Raw genomic sequence first — 16720 nt, forward strand, 5'->3', positions numbered from 1 at the left:
GCAACGTCCACGCCCCAGCCGACGTCTTTCGACGGGCATGGGGCGTGGACGGGCCTGACTCGCCTCGCCTCGCCGGTCGCCTACTGCCGCTCGGGGGCGGCTGCCTCGCCTCGCCGGTCGCCTACTGCCTTGGTGGTACGGGTACGACGACACCCACACCGAGCGGATGCCGGGCCTGTCCGTTCATGAGGCGCCCGACGCGGAGTCGGCCGAGGCCCTGCTGCTCCTGGCCCGGCCGGTGAACCGTGGGGCACCGATCCTTCCCCTGCCGCCCCTGGGAAAAGACCGCCTGAGCGGAGCTCGATGTGCCTGTGCGGTACGGAGTCAGATGGCACCCTCGAACAACCGCCGTAATCACAATGGAGCGCCCAGGCGCTCAGAACGTCAGATGTGACGGCCTGTTGCGTGCGAAGGGTCGGGCGGGAGGGCCGAGCATGTCCACAGGGACACGCCGAATCGTCGCGTGGTCGGTCGGAGTCGCCTGCCTGGCCGTGGCGACCTGGCTCGTGGCCACAGCGCTGTTCGACCCTCACACCCGGCGCCGCGGTTCGATCCATGCTCAAGGCATCCATGGGCCTCGCGGACACCGTCGTGGTGGCCAACGTCGAGACGACCGTCGCGCCGTTCAACGAACTGGCGCGCCGGCACGGCATGGCCGGGGACGAGTGACGGCGTCCTCAGAACGCCTGTAGACAGCCCCGAGCCTGATCGCCCTTCAGCGTCTGGACGTAGATCTCGATCCACTGCACCTTCTTGCGGCGGTCGTCGTTCACGCATGGCGGGCACACCCCTGCCCAGCGCGCTTCCTTCAGTGTCTGAGGTTCGGGCAGCCCGAGGTGCGCGAAGCGCTCTCCCTCCGGGGCGAAGTCCTTCTTCTGCGCCTTCAGGGGCTCTTCGGAGCGTAGGTCTTCCGCGATGCCGTCGGCGTTCTTCCCGGTGGTGACGAAGGAGAGGAGGTAGATGTCCTCCTGCGGGTTGACCTGGACGGCGCCCTTGGTCTGGGTCGCGCCGTCGGGCACCGCCACGTTCATGAACGCGGACGCCTCGGCCGCGCCCGCCTCCTTGTCCCAGTGCCAGTCACGCCCCTCGCTCACGCGGCGATCGCCCCCGTCGGAGCTGGAGCACGAGGCGAGGAGGAGGACGGTTGCCAGTGCCGCCAAGAGGTGGGCACCACGTCGGATCATCAACGGTTCTCCTCGTCACCGCGGGAGACGTCCCCCGGGTGCCTTCACGGCCCTGGTCCGGCGGGTTCGCCGTCGCGGGCGTGTCACTGTTCAGGTCGTACGTGTAGGTGGAGCTGTTGCCCCGCATGTCGAATTCCTGGGCGAGGCCCCTCTTGTGCAGACGCCCCATCTCGGAGTCGGGGATCACCACGCCCCCGGGAAACGTAGTCGACTTGCCGGCGTCTCAGTTGTGTCCGTCCCAGACGTCGGGTTCTTTCGGAGTCTTCCGGCACGGGGCGGCAAACCGCTGGTGCGAGGCTTTCAGGCAACAACCTCGGCAAGTGCACTGGTGAGGGCCGCCGCAAGCATCATCACGGCGAGAAAAGTGGAGGCGGCCCGCATGACAGCACTGGGATAGCTGGCGCCGTCCAGGCGAGCAAGCTTGCCCGCGGCGACAGCCGCAAGGAGCGCCAGAACGAGTACCAGAACGGCGGTCAGCAGAACAAAGGCGAGATTCGACACGGCAACTTCCCTGCGAGTGGTGGTGTTTGACGTGTTCAACGTCTCGGAAGAGGTGTTTGCCGGCGTGCGTCTGGACGAAGATGAACACCAGCGAACACATGAGAGCGGGGCGGACGGGTGGCCGAGGGAGAGAAGGAGCGCGAGGCAGCGCTGACCGAGTTGCGTGCCCGACTGAACGACGGCCTCGCCCGGTCCCGGCTGACCAAGTCTCAACTCGCAGTCCAGGCCAGGATGGGGCGCACTACAGTCCAGGAGGCCTTTCGGACAGGGGCTTCTGCTCCCTCAGCCGAGACGGTCGTTGCTCTGGCCCGTGTGCTGCGCCTTGCGGACGACGAACTTCTCAGGCTCCACCGCACAGCGACTGGGCAAGCCAGCTCCCCGCCCATCGCATACCAGATGCCGGGCAGGCGGATCAGCGACTGGGATCCGCACGACTTGGAGATACACCCCGCCGGCTTTACCCGGGACAAGCGTGGCTCCGGCGCCGTACCACGAGTACTGCCCGGATACGTCATGCGGGCTCATGACCAGGTACTGGCAGACGCGGTCCACGAGGTCGGTGAGGGCCGCAGTCGGATGGTGATCCTGGTCGGAACCTCCTCGACGGGCAAAACAAGGGCGTGCTGGGAAGCCGTCCAACCACTTGCCCCCGAGGGCTGGCTGCTATGGCATCCCTTTGACCCCACGCGCGTCGAGGCTGCGCTGAGCGACCTGGAACGCGTGCAGCCCTGCACAGTGGTGTGGCTGAACGAGGCCCATCACTACCTCGGGGACGCCCGAGCCGGTGAGCGGATCGCAGCAGCACTGCACAGCTTGCTTACGCATCCTGACCGTCGGCCGACCCTCATCCTGGGCACACTGTGGCCCGAGTACGCTGATCGCTATACGGCAATGCCCACTCCGGGCGACGCGGATCGACACAGCCGGGTGCGGGAACTACTCGCCGGACGCACCGTCACCGTCCCTGAGGCCTTCGACCGGGACGCGCTGCGCAGAGCAGAGGCTCTCGCGAAGCGAGGCGACCTGTTGCTGGCCGACACGCTCACCCGGACTCGTGTGGATGGCAGGGTGACACAGGACCTTGCCGGGGCCCCTGCGCTCCTGCGCCGATACGAGCACGCCACTCCTGCTGCCAGAGCAGTACTGCAGGCTGCGATGGACGCACGTCGCCTCGGCGTGGGCGTCCGTCTCCCACAAGCCTTCTTGACCGACGCGGCCATCGACTACCTGAGCAACCGGGACTACGACGAGCTCACCGAAGACTGGGCAGAAGCCGCCTACGCCGACCTTGCCCGCCCAGTCCACGGCAAACAGGCACCTCTGCGCCGCACGATGCCCCGTCCGAAGCGCCGCCCGCCCGGTAGTTCGACCCCGTCCACAGAGCCCGCAGCGAACACCGGGCCGATGTTCCAACTCGTCGACTACCTCGAACAACACGGCCGGACCATCCGCAAGCACTTGTGCCCACCCACATCGTTTTGGCACGCCGCTCACCAGCACCTGACCCACCCCGGTGACCTGAGAAACCTCGCCTCGGCTGCCCACGATCGACACCGCCTTCAGTGGGCACACGCCCTCCTCGAACGAGCTGCGGACGCAGGCCACATCAATGCCCTGATCGACCTGGCGCGGATACGAGAGAAGGACGGAGACCGGGACGCCGCCGAAACCCTCTACCAACGGGCAGCCGACGCCGGCCACATCAACGCCTTGTTCAGTCTGGGGCAGTTGCGTGAGACGGCCGGAGACTGGAAGAGCGCCGAATCCTTCTACCAACGAGCCGCCGATAACGGCAACACCAACGCACTGATAGTCCTGATGCGTAAGCACGAGAAGGACGGAGACCGGGAAGCCGCAGAAATCCTGCTTCGTCAAACCATCAGCCATGGCCGCACCAAGCTTCCCGTGAGTCTGGCGAAGCAGCGAGATGGGAACCGGAAAGGTGCTCAGCCGCTGCTTCAACGATCCGCGGACGCCGGTCGCAGCAGCGCACTGATCGACCTGGCGCGCATGCGCGAGAAGGACGGAGACCGGGAAGCCGCAGAAATCCTGCTTCGTCAAACCATCAGCCATGGCCGCACCAAGCTTCCCGTGAGTCTGGCGAAGCAGCGCGATGGGAACCGGGAGAGTGCTCAAGCGCTGCTTCAACGCACTGCGGACGCCGGCCGCACCAGCGCCCTGGTCGACATGGCGCGCATGCGGGAGGCAGGCGGAGACCGGGAAGCCGCAGAAGCGCTACTTCGTCAAGCTGCGGAGGCCGGCCACACCAGGGCCCTGATCGACCTGGCGCGCATGCGCGAGAAGGACGGGGACCGGGAAGGCGCCGATACCCTCTACCAACGGGCAGCCGACGCCGGCCGCACCAGCGCCCTGGTCGACATGGCGCGCATGCGGGAGGCAGGCGGAGACCGGGAAGCCGCAGAAGCGCTACTTCGTCAAGCTACGGAGGCCGGCCACACCAGCGCCCTGATCGACCTGGCGCGCATGCGCGAGAAGGACGGGGACCGGGAAGGCGCCGATACCCTCTACCAACGGGCAGCCGACGCCGGCCACACCAGCGCCCTGGTCATCCTTATGCAAATGCGGGAAGAGGACGGTGATCGGGAGGGCGCTGAATCCTTCTACCAACGGGCCGCCGACGCTGGTCACACGAACGCCCTGGCCATCCTTATGCAAATGCGGGAGAAGGCCGGGGACGTGGAAAGTGCCGAATCCCTACTCATCCACGCCGCTGAGAACGGTCACACGAACGCGATGGTCAAGCTGGCGCGGAGATTGGAGAGGGACGGGGACGTGGATCGAGCCGAATCCTTGCTCCGCCGAACCGCCGATTTCGGCGATGCTTGGCGGTTTTCGCGAGACGGTCGCTGGCCGTATGGGCTGGATCCGGATGGAACGCCGACCCAGCCCTGGTAGAAGGCCGTATCGGGGCGTCTCCGGATCCGTCGAGTAGATGCCCTTGTGTGCAGCGGTTGGCGGAGGTCGGAAGAAGGCTGGTGCGGGTGGGGGCCGCTGAACGGTGCTCGCCATGGGCGATCAGCGCCTGGCCAACCAGTCTGCATATGAAGGACGTTGACCCGGCGCAGTCACACCAGCACAATGAGCCCGCACGCTTGAGAGCGCTCTCAAAGAGAGCGCTCTCAAATCCGAGACGCTCCAGTCCACACCCCGCCCCTTCGCCCCGCACCCCTCAAGGGAGTCCCATGACCGGCAGGCAAAGACCGCAGCTCAGCCGTCGTACGCTCATCGGCACCGGCCTCGGTATCGGCGCCGCGGCGCTCACCGCGGTCGGCTCCGGGGCGGCCCACGCGGCCTCGGCCCGGGACGCCGCCGAGGTGTCCGCCCCTCGCCGCGGGCACGCTTTTCTCGCCGCAGCCATGGACGCCTACCCGGACCACGGCAGCACTCGTCTGGCCCAGAGTTACACCGACCAGGCGGGGCTGTTCAGTACCGCGTTCACGTACGACAACGCGCTCGCGGTCCTGGCTCACCTGGCGGGATGTACCGCGGAGGGACAGGCCCGGGCCGTGGCGCTCGGGGACGCGCTGCTGTACGCCCAGAACCATGACCCCGCCTACGACGACGGCAGGCTGCGTCAGGCCTACAACGTGGGGCCCTACACGTTCTACGACGGGTCGCAGCAGCCGGACGGGTTCGTGCGGGCGGACGGTAGCGCCAACGTCGGTACGCAGTTCGGGTTCACCGGTACGGCCGTGGGGGACATGGCCTGGGCCGGGATCGCGTTGAGCGCGCTTGCCCGGCGGACCGGTGAGCGGCGGTTCCTTGCCGGTGCGGTGAGGATCGGGGAGTGGGTCGAGCACAACGGTCGTACCGACGAACCCCTGGGCGGCTACAAGTTCGGGGTCAACGGGGCCAACGAGAAGCTGCCGTTCACCTCGACCGAGCACAACACCGACCTGATCTGCCTGTTCGGACGGCTCGCCCGGCTGACCGGGGACCGGGTGTGGCTGGCGCGGCGTGCGCGTGCCGAGGCCTTCGTCATGAAGATGTGGGAGCCGTCGGACGGGTTCTTCTACACCGGCACCAATGACGGTGTCACGGTCAACACGTCACCGATCCCCGAGGACACCCAGACCTGGACCCATCTCGCGCTCTCCTCCCGGACCCACTCCCGTTCGCTGGACTGGGCCGCGTCCGAACTGGCCGTCCTGGACCACGCCGAGCGACGGAACAGCACGGTCCCCGCGGGGCAGTCGTACGAGGGCGTCACCTTCAGCTCCGCCAGTCTGGTGGCGAACGAGGACGCACCCATCGCCGAGTTCCAGCCCAAGCCCGACCGCAACGGCGTGTGGTTCGAGGGGACCGCCCACCTTGCCCTTGCGCTGCGGGAGCGGCACGCCCGTGGTGACGAGGCGCGCGCTCGGCGGCTGATCGACTCCCTCGAGCGGGCCCAGGACCTGCTCGGCGGCGGTCAGACCATCGGCGGCAAGGCCCTTCCCGAACGCTCCGGCGTCGTGTCGGCGAGCAGTCCGCTCGACACCGGATTCGGCTTCGGCTATTACCCGTACCGGCACACGGGGGCCACCGCCTGGTACCTGATGGCGGTGGCGCGCGCCAATCCGTTGCGGGCCTGAGCGGGTTCTGCGGTGGGCGTGGGCGCTGACGGGTGCCCATGCCCACCGCTGTCTCCGGCGTACCGTCCTACTCGTCTCCCGCCCCCGTTACGAAAGCTTCGTCGCCGACACCGCCGTGGCCGCCACCGTGTTGTCGCACTCCGCGAAGAGCCCGTCCTCCAGCGCGACCTGGTGTGCCCCGGCTCCCGGAAGGCCGACCACCAGCGTCGGGTACGCCACGGGCTCCGCGCCGGACTCGCAGTAGCCGTCTCCCTCGCCCTGGACCTGGACGAAGGTCAGCTTCACCCAGGCCTTGCCGCCCGGGGCCAGCAGTACCGGAGAGGCGGAGCCCTCGGGGGTCACCTTCAGCGGGGCGTTCTTTTCCGGGGAGCCGTTGCCTGCCCCGGCCACCGTGGGGTGGCCCTGCAGGGTGCACGGCTGGGCGGAGGTGTTCTTGAACTCGACGATCGCCGCACCGATTCCCGTGCCGTCCGGGCGATCGGCAGCCTGGGACGCCGCCGCCTCCAGGGCGGTTGCGGTGCACTTCTTCGTCGCCGCCTCACCCGTTGAGGCTGATCCGGACGTGGGGGAAGCCGTCGCGGAGCTCGGTGCCGAGGAAGAGGGCGTCGAGGGCGCTGTGCTGGTCGGGGCCTTCGACGGCGAGTCGGCGGGGGACGGGGTGTCGCCGGGCCGGCACGCCGTCACCGACAGGATGGCCGAGAGAGCGGCCGTCGCCAGTGCGGCCTTGCGGACGGTGGTTGTGCGGTTCATCAGGTCCCCCGAGAGCGAATTGCGCAGAGCCGGTCCTCGCCGGCATTCGCCGATGGAGACTGAGGGGCGTCACCCTAGGTTCCTGTGGTTTCCCTGTTGATCACCTGTGACACGGCGGTGACAGGGCTGCCTGACCTCGCATCGCCAGGGCTCGGGGCATCACCCGGCGTGCCCCGTCGCCGGAAGCACCGCCAGTGTGGCGACGACCGCCCGGTGGTCCGTGCCCGGCACGGTTCGTTCGCTGACGGAGACGCCCGCCATGCCGGAACCGTGCAGGACGTGGTCCAGCTGGACCATGGGCGGTACGAGGGGCTTGCCGACCGGCCAGGTGCGGGCCCAGCCGTGGCCCAGTTCCGCGTGGGTGTCGGTGAGGCCCGACTCGAGCAGGTCGCGCATCGGTGCGTGGTCGAGGGTGGCGTTGAAGTCGCCCAGGAAGACCGTGTCCGGGCCGCTGTGCCTCGCGGCGGAGGTCAGGGCCGACATGTCCCGGGTCCAGCGCTTCGCGTTACCCAGCGGGTAGAAAGTGTGGACGGCCACCAGCCGTACGGTGCGTCCGCCGACCGTCACATCCGCGGTCGTTTGCGGCCAGGCGGTGTCGGCTTGCAGTACGCCGCCGTGGCTCAGTGGGATGCGCGAGTAGATCGAGGAGTCGTACTCGGGGTGGAGTTCGTGATACGGCAGCAGTTTGTCCAGGCCTGCCTCCGTGAGCTCGGCGATGCCGGCTGACGGCAGCTGTTGCACTGCCAGTACGTCGATCCGTTCTGTCTCGACCAGCCGCACCAGGGCACTCGCATCCTCCGCGCCTACGTTGGCGTTGAGAGTGGCCACCCGCAATACTGGTGCCTGAGCCGGGACGTGCTGCCGATGCGGAACGAAACGCGGTATCAGCAACACGACTTGAGCCGACGTGACAATCGCGACGACCGCGATCGTCCATCGCGAGCGCAACGCGGGAACCGCGAGTACGGCGACCAGCACCAGCACGCTGAGTGCCGCGCCGTACGGAAACAGCACCACCGGCACGGCCAGCGATGTTCCCGCGTCCAGTCCGGTCAGGCGTACGACCAGCAGGGCCGACGGTACGGCCAGCAGGGCGCCGCAGGCCGGCAGACCGATCCTTCGTCCGCGGCGGCCGGGCCTCCCGCCTGCCCTGTGCCTCTCGGCAGCTTGCGGCGCGCCAGCGGCAGTGTTCGTCATCTGCGCTCCTCCCATCAGCGGAGCCTGCGTGTCGATCACCAAGGCCCCAACGTGAGGAGAGCAGTTGACGCGTATTCGGTTGCGGGTCAGAGCGCGTCGACCCCGCTCACCTTCCAGCCGTCCTCCGTCCGCGTCAGCGTCATCCGCACCCTGTTCAGGTCCACCCGCGAGCCCGAGACCTGCGTGCTCGTGGTCACCTGGTTGACGAAGAGGAGGACCACCGCCCGGTCCGGTGAGGACGAGATCACCGAGGCCGCCGGGGTTCCGCCGGTGGGGTCCGCCACCGTTGCCTTCACCACTCCGTGGTACTTCGTCGCCGTCGGGCCGACCACCGTTGTCGTGGTCTTCCGGTACTCGTCTCGGAAGTGCCCCGTCAGGCGGGTCTGTGCCGCGGCGAAGTCGCGGTTCAAGTGGCGGTAGTCGTAGGACAGGACGATGGGGGCCGCCTGGCGTGCGGCCGCTACCGCCTGGCCTCGGGCCTGTTCCGCGCGCATTCCCTCCCGGTAGCGCCAACCCAGCACGCCGGCCGCCACCAGTCCCGCCACGAGCAGGACACACAGGGACGCGGTCAGCAGCCGGCGACGGCCCTGCAGCGTACCGCTGGGCTCCTCCTCGAGCGACTCCCGCGACGGCTCCGGCGGGTCGTCCCAGCCCTTCTCGTCCTCCGGGTCGATGATCACCGTGCGTCCGGCCTGCGGGTCCTCGCTGAGACCCCGCTCCGCTCGTTCGGCTCGCTTCGCCGCCGCACGCGCCGCCGCCGTCATCGTCCGCCGGGTGCCGGTAACGGACGTGCGGCCTCGCGCCGTCGTCGTCTTCGCCATCGTCGTACTCCTCAATCCTCGCGGCCGGTCAGCCGACGAACTCGACGTCGGACGTCAGCCAGCGGCCGTCCCGGTACACCAGGTCGAGCTGGAGCCGGTAGGTGCGCGCCTCGCCCTCGGGTACGGCCGTGTTGGTCACCTTGCTGTCGGCGACCACCAGGACCCGGGCCGACTTCTCGTCGGAGCGGACGATGCCCGCCTCGAGGACCTGGCCCTCGGACACCGACTTGTTCTCGTTGACGAGCTCGGTCAGCTGCTTGGTCTGTGCGGCGAACTCCTTCTTGAAGTCGCCCGTCGCGCTCTCCAGGACGTTCGCGCTGTCCCGGCCGTAGTGCCGGTAGTCGAGCGAGGTGAAGTTCAGCGCCGACTGGCGGGCCGCGGCCAGGATGTCCTGGCGGCGCTGCGCCGTCTCTCGCTGGTCCAGGAGCCCGAGGCTCAGCCAGATCGTCAGCGTGGTCGTGAGGACCGTTGCCACCACCAGTCCCACGGCCAGTGCCCTGCTCATGCCATCGGTCCGACGAGCAGCCATTGCCAGGACTCCCTTCCGAACACCGCCTGTTGGCCACCCGTCGAGCCGATCTCGACGGGGTTTCCGTCCGGGCCGGTGGCGGTGCCGGTCTCCGGGTCGTAGGGGGTGATGTACGGGGTTGCGTACGCCGCCTGGTCCGCGCCGCCCGAAGTGGTGCTCGCCCCCGGGGCGTTCTGTGCGCCCCTCACCGATGTCTTGCTCCCGCGCGGAGCCGTGCAGCGCGCGTTCGTGTTCGCCGCACGTGTGCTGGTGTCCGCGGGGTCGCGTCGTGTCGTTCCGTAGCCCTGGGTGCAGGCGGGCGGGTCGTCGGCGTTCACCACCAGGCCGAAGTGCGTGGTGCCGTCGCCGGGGATGACCGTGTAGCTGCCCGCCACCATCACCGGGAAGGTGACCAGGGCCTGTTCCACGCCGGGCAGGTTCGCCCGCGTGACCTGGCCGCCGCTGATCAGGTTCGCCAACAGGACCGACAGCTGCGGGCCCGTCGACTTCAGTAGCGAGTTCACTTCCTGCGCCGCCGGCGTCGCGTTCCCGATCAGCTTGCGCAGGTCTCCGTCGCTCGACTTCAACTGTGCGCTGAGCTGCGCCAGATCGTGCGCGAACGACTTGATGGACGAGCCCTGGTCGGCCTGCGTCTTCAGGACCTTTCGTGAATCCTCGATCAGCTGGATGGTCTCGGGCAGCGCGTCGCTCGCCGACTCCACCAGCGCGTTTCCCGAGTCCACCAGTCGGCTCAGGTTCGGGCCGGTGCCCGAGAACGCCTTGCCCAACTCGTCGACCGTGACCCGCAGATCGTCCTTGCCGACCGAGTTCACCAGGCGGTCCAGGCTCAGCACCAGGTCCGTCGTCGGCAGCGGCACGCGCGTGTCGGCTCGCGGGATGGTGCTGCCGTCCAGCAGGTACGGGCCGTGCGTCGTGCGCGGTTGCAGGTCGACGTACTGCTCGCCCACCGCCGAGCGGTTCGCCACCACGGCGAGGGTGTCGGCCGGGATGCGCGGCACCCCGTCGTCGATCTCCAGCGCGACCGAGACACCGCCCGCGCCCGTCAGTCGCAGCGCGCCCACTCGACCCACCGGCACGCCCCGGTACGTGACCTCCGCGCCGGGGAAGATGCCCCCGGAGTCGGCGAAGTCCGCCCGCACGGTGTAGCCGCGGCTCAGGGCGTCGTCCACCAGGCCCGTGTACTCGGCGCCCACGTACGACATCCCTACGGCGGTGATCGTGGCGAAAGCGATCAGCTGGGCCTTGACCGTCCGTGTGATCACGGCTGGACCCCCTTCAGCATCAGCTCGGCGAGCTCGAGGTCGATCCCCTCCGGCAGCCGGCCCGCGGTCGTGAACCCGGCGGTGCACACCGGCGGGCACAGCAGGTCGCCGCCGCCGTCCGACGGGGCAGAAGGGGACGGCAGTCCCGGTGTACTCGGCAGCGCCGTCGGTGTCGGCACGCTCGGCAGGCCAGGAAGATCCGGCAGGTCAGGGGTCTTCGGCGGCTGGGAGTCGCCGTCGCCGGACTTGCCCGACCCCGTCCCGCCCGTCAAGTTCCCGTACAGCTCCGACAGATCCATGTCCGCCGTGATGTGCAGGTTGACGTAGTCGCCCTTCACGGCGTCCACCGCGTTCCTCGGGAACGGGTAAGTCGTGAGCAGCTCCAGCGAGTTGGGGAGATCACTGCCCGCCTTGTTCAGCTGCTGCAGGATCGGCTGCAGCTGCTTGAGGTTCGCGACCGTGTCGTCGTGCGAGGCCTCGACGACCTTGGTGCCCGTCTTGCCCAGCTGCGACAGGGACGTGAGCATCTTCGTCAGGTCGCGTCGCTGGTCGGCCAGGACCTTCAGGGCCGGCGGTATCTCGTCCACGGCCCGGGCGATCGTCTTCTTCTCCTTGCCGAGCCGTTTGGCGAGCTTGTCCACGGCCTCGAGGGCGCGGACGATGTCGTCGCGCTGGTCGTCGAGGCCGCCGATGAACGTGTTCAGCTCCTTCAGTAGCGACTTGACCCGGTCCTCCCTGCCGTTCAGGGCGTTGTTCAGCTCCACGGTGATCGTCTTGAGCTGGGCCACCCCGCCGCCGTTGAGGAGCGCGGACAGGGCGGACAGCACCTCCTCGATCTCCGGGTTGCGGCCGCTGCGGGACAACGGGATGCGGTCGCCTTCGCCCAGGCGGCCCACGGGGGCCGTACCGGTCGGGGCGGAGAGCGCCACGTACTTCTCGCCGAGCATGCTGGTCTGGCGCAGTTCGGCGACCGCGTTCGCGGGCAGTTTCACGGAGTCGGCGATACGTAGGCGTACGCGCGCGTGCCAGCCGTTCAGTTCGACCTTCTCGACCGCGCCCACGGTGACGTTGTCGACCTTCACCGCGGATTGCGGCACCAGGTCGAGGACGTCGCGGAACTCGACGGTGACGTGGTAGGCGTGACCGTCGTCGGCGGCTCCGCCGGGGAGCTGGACGTCGTACCAGCCGTTGAAGCCGCAGCCGGACAGCAGCAGCGATCCGGCGGCCGCCCAGGCGACCGCCCTACCCTTGCGCAATGCGACGCTCATGCGCTCGCCCCCAGGATTCCGCCGAGCGTCCGGTCGACCGTGCCCGTCACCGCGGAGCTCTGGGGCACCTCCGGCAGGGAGTCGAAGAGCTTCCTCAGCTCCGCGCAGTCCGGGTTCTTGCCGCCCTCGTCGCCGGTCGTCCGCAGTACGGAGCACAGCAGCGAGGCCGGATCCTGCGGGCTGTCGGGGTTGTTGCGGGTGTCGAGGGTGCCCGCGGACGGGTTGTAGGCGTTGTTCAGGTTCGACATGCCGGTGGGTGCTACCTCCAACAGTTCCTCCAGCGCGGCCCGTTGGGTGACGAGCACTTTGGTCACCTTGCTCAGGCCCTGCACATTCGAGGTCAGCGCCTTCTTGTTGTTCTTCACGAAGGCGGACACGTCGCCCAGTGCAGTCCCAAGGTTCTTCAGCGCGGCCGCGAGGTCCTTGCGTTCGCCGGCGAGCTGCTCCGCGACCTCCGTGAGGCTGGTGTTGAAGGACCGCACGCTCTTGTCGTCCGCCGCGAGCGCCGCCGTGAACACCTGGAGGTTGCGCACCGTGCCGAAGAGGTCCGTGCGGCCGTCGGACAGCGTGGTGACCGCCTGGGAGAGGTCCTCGACCGTCCGGTGAAGGTTCTCGCCCTGGCCGTCGAGGTTGTCCGCGCTCACCCCGAGCAGCCGGGAGAGTGCCCCGTCCTTGTTGGCGCCCTCGGGGCCGAGTGCCTCGGCCGTCGTGTGCAGGCTGTCGAAGATACGGTCCAGTTCGACCGGTACGGCCGTCCGCGACTCGGGGATGACCGCGCCGGTGCGCAGGACCGGGCCCTTGCGGTACACCGGAAGCAGCTGTACGTAACGGTCGCTGACCACCGAGGAGTTGATGATCGCGGCCTTCGCGTCGGCCGGGACCTTGCGGCCCGCTTCGTACTCCAGCTCCACGCGCACCCGGTCGCCCTGCGGCGTGATCTTCTTGACCTCGCCGATCCGCACGCCCAGGACGCGGACGTCCGAGCCGGGGTAGATGCCGACGGTGCGCGGGAAGTACGCCGTGACGTGGACCTTCTCGGGTCGCGGCCACAGCACGAAGGCGAGGGCGGCGACGACCGCCAGTGCGGTGACCAGCGCCAGGCGCTTCTTGAGGCTCTTCACTGCGCGCCTCCCGTCCGCGGTACCACCGGAGCGGCGACCAGGTTCTGGACGTAGGAGTCGAACCACCGGCCGTTGCCGAGCGTGTTGGTGAAGACCCGGACGTACGGCGCGAGCAGCTTGATGCTGCGGTCCAGGCTGGACTGGTTGCGTTGCAGCATCTCGACCACGCGGTTGAGGCCCTTGAGCGCGGGCCCGATCTCCTTCTCGTTGTCCTCGACCAGGCCGGAGAGCTCGATGCCGAGCAGGGCGGAGGTCTTGAGCAGTTTGCTGATCGCCTGGCGCCGCTTGCTGATCTCCGTGAACAGCTTGTCGCCGTCCTTGATCAGGGCGGTGAAGTCCTCGGTGTGCTCGGCCAGTACGCCCGTGACCCCGTTCGCGTGGTCGAGGAGCTCGCCCAGCGCCTTGTCGCGCGAGGCCACCGTCCGGGAGATCTGCGACAGGCCCTTGATGGACGCCTTCACCTCGGCGGGTGAGTCCTGGAAGGTGGTGGAGATGGTGTCCAGGGCCTGCGCCACCCGGTCGGTGTCGACGTCCTCGGTCGTCGTGGTGAGATCGCTGAACGCCTGGACGACGTCGTACGCCGAGACAGTCCTGTTCAGCGGGATCTCGCTGCCCGGCTTCAGTTGCCCCGGGCCCTTGGGGTGCAGCGCGAGGAACTTCGCGCCGAGGATCGTCTTGACCCGGATCGACGCGCCGGTCTCCGAGCCGAACTTCGGGTCGCCCTTGATCTTGAAGGTGACTTTGACGTGGTCCCCGTCCAGGTCGACGTCCTCGACCTTGCCGACCTTGACGCCTGCGATCCGCACCTCGTCGCCGGGCTTGAGGCCGCCCGCCTCCGAGAATGCCGCGCTGTACGTCTCGCCGCCGCCGATCAGCGGCAGGTTGTCGGCGTTGAACGCGGCCATGGTCAGCAGTGCGAGGGTGGTGAGGCCTACAGCCCCGATGACGACGGGGTTGCGGTCGCGGAAGGGGATCAGGCGGGGGCGGCGCAGCCGTATGCGCGGAAGCCTGGGCGGGTCGACACGGACCTTCATCAGTGGTTGGGGGCGGGGTGCCCGGCGCGGCAGGAGCCGCACCCTTGGGACCCGTATGCGAGGCGGGTCGACACGGACCCTCATCAACGGCTGCGGGCCGGGTGTCCGGCGCGGCAGGAGCCGTATCTTCGGAAGCCCGGGCAGTCGAGGCGGGTCGATACGCACCTTCATCAAAGGCTCCGGGCGGCGGTTCTTACGGCTCATGCCCCGCACCTCGCCCTCGCCACGTGCAGCTGGGGAGTGAGCACCTGCTTCGTCTTCGGCAGCACGATCCGGCCGTCGAAGTCGCAGAGGTAGAAGTTGAACCACGAGCCGTAGGACGCCGTCCCCGTCAGCTCGTTGAGCTTGTTCGGCAGCCGCTTCAGCACGCCCTCCACGGTCTTTTCGTTGTCGTTCAGCGTTCCGGTGAGATCGGTCAGCCCGGCGATGTCGTCCTTGAGGGCGGGACGGGCGTCCTTGAGCAGCCCCGAGGTGGCCTCCGTCAGGTCGCCGATGTTCACCAGCGACTCCCCGATGGGCCCCCGGTCGGCGGACAGGCCCGAGATGACCCGCCGCAGCTGCTTGAGCAGCCCGGAGAAGCGGGTGCCCCGCTTGTCGAGGGTCTCCAGGACGGTGTTGAGGTTGTCGATCACCGAGCCGATCAGCTCGTCACGGCCCGCCAGCGTCGTGGTGAGCGAGGCCGTGTGCACGAGCAGGCTGTTGACGGTGCCGCCCTCGCCCTGGAGCGTCTTGATGATCTCGGTGGCGAGCTGGTTGACGTCCTGCGGGCTGAGCGCGGCGAACAGCGGCTTGAAGCCGTTCAGCAGCGCGTTGAGGTCCAGCGCCGGCTGGGTGCGCGACAGCGGGATCGTGGCGCCCGGCTTCAGCCGGGTGTCGTCGCCCGCGCCCTCGGTGAGCGCGACATAGCGCTGTCCTACGAGGTTGCGGTAGCGGATGACCGCGTGGGTGCCCGCGAGCAGCGGCCGGTCGGCGCCGACCGTGAAGGTGACCTCCGCCAGCGTGCGGTCCTTGATCCGGATGCCCTCGACCTCGCCGACCCGCACTCCGGCGACGCGGATGTCGTCGCCCTTCTCCAGGCCGGTGACGTCGCTGAACACCGCGTGGTAGGTGCGCTCCGGGGTCAGCGAGATGTTGACGATGGTGGCGGCGAGCAGGGCCGTGGCCAGGATCGTCACCAGGGCGAACAGGCTGAACTTGATGAGAGGAGCGGCGGTCTGCCTCATGCGACGCTCACCGCCGTCCCGCGTGCCATCGGCCCGAACAGCAGGGTCGCGACCGGCGGCACCTCGTCGGCGGGCACGCCCATGACCGGGGCCACGAGCGAGCCGACGGCGCGCTGCTCGGCCCGGGTGGCGGAGACACCGAGCGGACCCCCGGACGAACTCCCGTTCCGCGAACCGTCGTCGAGATGCGCGCCCGGTGCCGGTACGGGCGGGCCGGGCAGGTTGCGGCAGTTGGGCCCCGACCGCTCGCCGTAGCGCGGGTACTCGCCGGGCTCGTACGCCCCCTGCGGCCGGACCACCTCGAGCGTGATGTGCATCTTGCCGCCCCGGAACGCCTGCTCGGAGGCCTTCTCCTGACGGACCAGGCCGGCGAAGAGACAGGGGTACTCGGGGGAGTAGCGGGCGAACAGCTCCAGCGTGGGGCGGGAGACCTCGCCGAGGGTGATCAGGCGGCCGCCGTTGGCGTCGAGGAAGCCGTCCGCGGTGCCCGCCGTGGTGGCCGTCGTCCTGAGCGCGGACGCGAGCTGCTCCCGCTGCTCGACGATCGTCCGGCTGGTGGTGACGGTGTTGCGCAGGATCGCCAGCAGGTCGGGCGCCGCCTCGTCGTACACCTCGGCGACCTCGGCCAGACGGGCGAAGTCCTCGGTGAGGGACGGCAGATGGGGATTGAGCCGGTGCAGGTAGTCCTCCACGCGTGTGAGGTTGTCGCCGATCCGGTCGCCGCGCCCCTCGAGGGCGGTGGCGAACGCGGAGAGCGTGGCGTTGAGCTTGCCGGGCTGCACGGTCCGCAGCAGCGGCAGCAGGTCGTTCATCAGCTGCTGCAGCTCGATGCCGACGCGGGTGCGGTCCTGGGTGATGACGTCCCCGGCGCGGACGGGACGCGCCGAGGAGCGGGCGGGCGCCACCAGGTCGACGTACTTCTCGCCGAACAGCGTCTTGGGCAGCAGGCGCGCGTGCACGTCGGACGGGATGTACTCGACGTACTCCGGCTTGAGCGCGATGTCGAGCGTCGCCTTGCTGCCGTCCGTGTGCACCGAGCGCACCTCGCCGACCAGCAGCCCGCGCAGTTTGACGTCGGCGCGCGGATCGAGCTGGTTGCCGAGGCTGTCGGCCTCCAGCTTGATCCGTACGGCAGGGGTGAACACCTGCCGGTACACGGCGACGGACAGGGACAGCAACAGGGCCAGCACGACGAGGAACACCACGCCGTACAACCGCAGTCTCAGCACCCTCAT

The 16720-nt window shown here is 68.9% G+C and carries 14 protein-coding genes; 2 read left to right on the forward strand and 12 right to left on the reverse strand.

Annotated elements, in window-relative coordinates:
• Positions 1 to 677 precede the first annotated feature (677 nt).
• Positions 678 to 1184: a hypothetical protein gene (locus ABZO29_RS31890; protein ID WP_367323624.1), complete on the reverse strand. Its 507-nt coding sequence runs from the start codon at positions 1182 to 1184 to the stop codon at positions 678 to 680.
• 300 nt (positions 1185 to 1484) lie between these two features.
• Complete coding sequence (locus ABZO29_RS31895; protein ID WP_367323625.1) at positions 1485 to 1685, reverse strand: hypothetical protein; 201 nt, start codon at positions 1683 to 1685, stop codon at positions 1485 to 1487.
• Between the two features lie 576 nt (positions 1686 to 2261).
• On the opposite strand from ABZO29_RS31895, the gene ABZO29_RS31900 reads away from it, so the two are divergent.
• Together ABZO29_RS31900 and ABZO29_RS31905 are read left to right on the forward strand one after the other, a co-directional pair.
• Positions 2262 to 4601, forward strand: a complete 2340-nt coding sequence (locus tag ABZO29_RS31900) for a hypothetical protein (RefSeq protein ID WP_367323626.1) — start codon at positions 2262 to 2264, stop codon at positions 4599 to 4601.
• A gap of 287 nt (positions 4602 to 4888) precedes the next feature.
• Positions 4889 to 6280 carry a Tat pathway signal sequence domain protein gene (locus tag ABZO29_RS31905; RefSeq protein ID WP_367323627.1) on the forward strand — a complete coding sequence of 464 codons (1392 nt, stop codon included), beginning with the start codon at positions 4889 to 4891 and terminating at the stop codon, positions 6278 to 6280.
• A gap of 87 nt (positions 6281 to 6367) precedes the next feature.
• On the opposite strand, the gene ABZO29_RS31910 is transcribed toward ABZO29_RS31905, so the two are convergent.
• The 10 genes from ABZO29_RS31910 to ABZO29_RS31955 form a co-directional block, all read right to left on the reverse strand.
• Complete coding sequence (locus ABZO29_RS31910) at positions 6368 to 7030, reverse strand: DUF4232 domain-containing protein (protein ID WP_367323628.1); 663 nt, start codon at positions 7028 to 7030, stop codon at positions 6368 to 6370.
• 159 nt (positions 7031 to 7189) lie between these two features.
• Complete coding sequence (locus tag ABZO29_RS31915; protein WP_367323629.1) at positions 7190 to 8227, reverse strand: endonuclease/exonuclease/phosphatase family protein; 1038 nt, start codon at positions 8225 to 8227, stop codon at positions 7190 to 7192.
• A gap of 86 nt (positions 8228 to 8313) precedes the next feature.
• Positions 8314 to 9048 carry a hypothetical protein gene (locus tag ABZO29_RS31920; protein WP_367323630.1) on the reverse strand — a complete coding sequence of 245 codons (735 nt, stop codon included), beginning with the start codon at positions 9046 to 9048 and terminating at the stop codon, positions 8314 to 8316.
• 28 nt (positions 9049 to 9076) lie between these two features.
• Positions 9077 to 9553 carry a hypothetical protein gene (locus tag ABZO29_RS31925; protein WP_367323631.1) on the reverse strand — a complete coding sequence of 159 codons (477 nt, stop codon included), beginning with the start codon at positions 9551 to 9553 and terminating at the stop codon, positions 9077 to 9079.
• Positions 9550 to 10839 carry an MCE family protein gene (locus ABZO29_RS31930; protein ID WP_367323632.1) on the reverse strand — a complete coding sequence of 430 codons (1290 nt, stop codon included), beginning with the start codon at positions 10837 to 10839 and terminating at the stop codon, positions 9550 to 9552. Before ABZO29_RS31930 ends, ABZO29_RS31925 begins: the two co-directional genes overlap by 4 nt.
• Entirely contained in the window at positions 10836 to 12107 is a 1272-nt protein-coding gene (locus tag ABZO29_RS31935; protein WP_367323633.1) for an MCE family protein, read from the reverse strand. The genes ABZO29_RS31930 and ABZO29_RS31935 overlap by 4 nt, the downstream gene beginning before the upstream one ends.
• Positions 12104 to 13228, reverse strand: a complete 1125-nt coding sequence (locus ABZO29_RS31940; protein ID WP_367323634.1) for an MCE family protein — start codon at positions 13226 to 13228, stop codon at positions 12104 to 12106. The genes ABZO29_RS31935 and ABZO29_RS31940 overlap by 4 nt, the downstream gene beginning before the upstream one ends.
• Positions 13225 to 14262 carry an MCE family protein gene (locus tag ABZO29_RS31945; protein WP_367323635.1) on the reverse strand — a complete coding sequence of 346 codons (1038 nt, stop codon included), beginning with the start codon at positions 14260 to 14262 and terminating at the stop codon, positions 13225 to 13227. The genes ABZO29_RS31940 and ABZO29_RS31945 overlap by 4 nt, the downstream gene beginning before the upstream one ends.
• Positions 14263 to 14462: 200 nt before the next feature.
• Complete coding sequence (locus ABZO29_RS31950) at positions 14463 to 15485, reverse strand: MCE family protein (RefSeq protein ID WP_367323636.1); 1023 nt, start codon at positions 15483 to 15485, stop codon at positions 14463 to 14465.
• The gene (locus tag ABZO29_RS31955) at positions 15482 to 16720 is read right to left on the reverse strand and encodes an MCE family protein (protein ID WP_367323637.1); all 1239 of its coding nucleotides are present in this window, start codon (positions 16718 to 16720) and stop codon (positions 15482 to 15484) included. The genes ABZO29_RS31950 and ABZO29_RS31955 overlap by 4 nt, the downstream gene beginning before the upstream one ends.

Origin of the sequence: Streptomyces sp. HUAS ZL42 (assembly GCF_040782645.1) — a bacterium.
Classification (GTDB): domain Bacteria; phylum Actinomycetota; class Actinomycetes; order Streptomycetales; family Streptomycetaceae; genus Streptomyces.

Coding starts and splice junctions, on each gene's coding strand:
- ABZO29_RS31920 (WP_367323630.1), bottom strand. CDS start 9,048: ATGGCGAAGACGACGACGGCGCGAGGCCGCACGTCCGTTACCGGCACC.
- ABZO29_RS31910 (WP_367323628.1), bottom strand. CDS start 7,030: ATGAACCGCACAACCACCGTCCGCAAGGCCGCACTGGCGACGGCCGCT.
- ABZO29_RS31905 (WP_367323627.1), top strand. CDS start 4,889: ATGACCGGCAGGCAAAGACCGCAGCTCAGCCGTCGTACGCTCATCGGC.
- ABZO29_RS31950 (WP_367323636.1), bottom strand. CDS start 15,485: ATGAGGCAGACCGCCGCTCCTCTCATCAAGTTCAGCCTGTTCGCCCTG.
- ABZO29_RS31915 (WP_367323629.1), bottom strand. CDS start 8,227: ATGACGAACACTGCCGCTGGCGCGCCGCAAGCTGCCGAGAGGCACAGG.
- ABZO29_RS31955 (WP_367323637.1), bottom strand. CDS start 16,720: ATGAGGGTGCTGAGACTGCGGTTGTACGGCGTGGTGTTCCTCGTCGTG.
- ABZO29_RS31890 (WP_367323624.1), bottom strand. CDS start 1,184: ATGATCCGACGTGGTGCCCACCTCTTGGCGGCACTGGCAACCGTCCTC.
- ABZO29_RS31900 (WP_367323626.1), top strand. CDS start 2,262: ATGGTGATCCTGGTCGGAACCTCCTCGACGGGCAAAACAAGGGCGTGC.
- ABZO29_RS31935 (WP_367323633.1), bottom strand. CDS start 12,107: ATGAGCGTCGCATTGCGCAAGGGTAGGGCGGTCGCCTGGGCGGCCGCC.
- ABZO29_RS31945 (WP_367323635.1), bottom strand. CDS start 14,262: ATGAAGGTCCGTGTCGACCCGCCCAGGCTTCCGCGCATACGGCTGCGC.
- ABZO29_RS31925 (WP_367323631.1), bottom strand. CDS start 9,553: ATGAGCAGGGCACTGGCCGTGGGACTGGTGGTGGCAACGGTCCTCACG.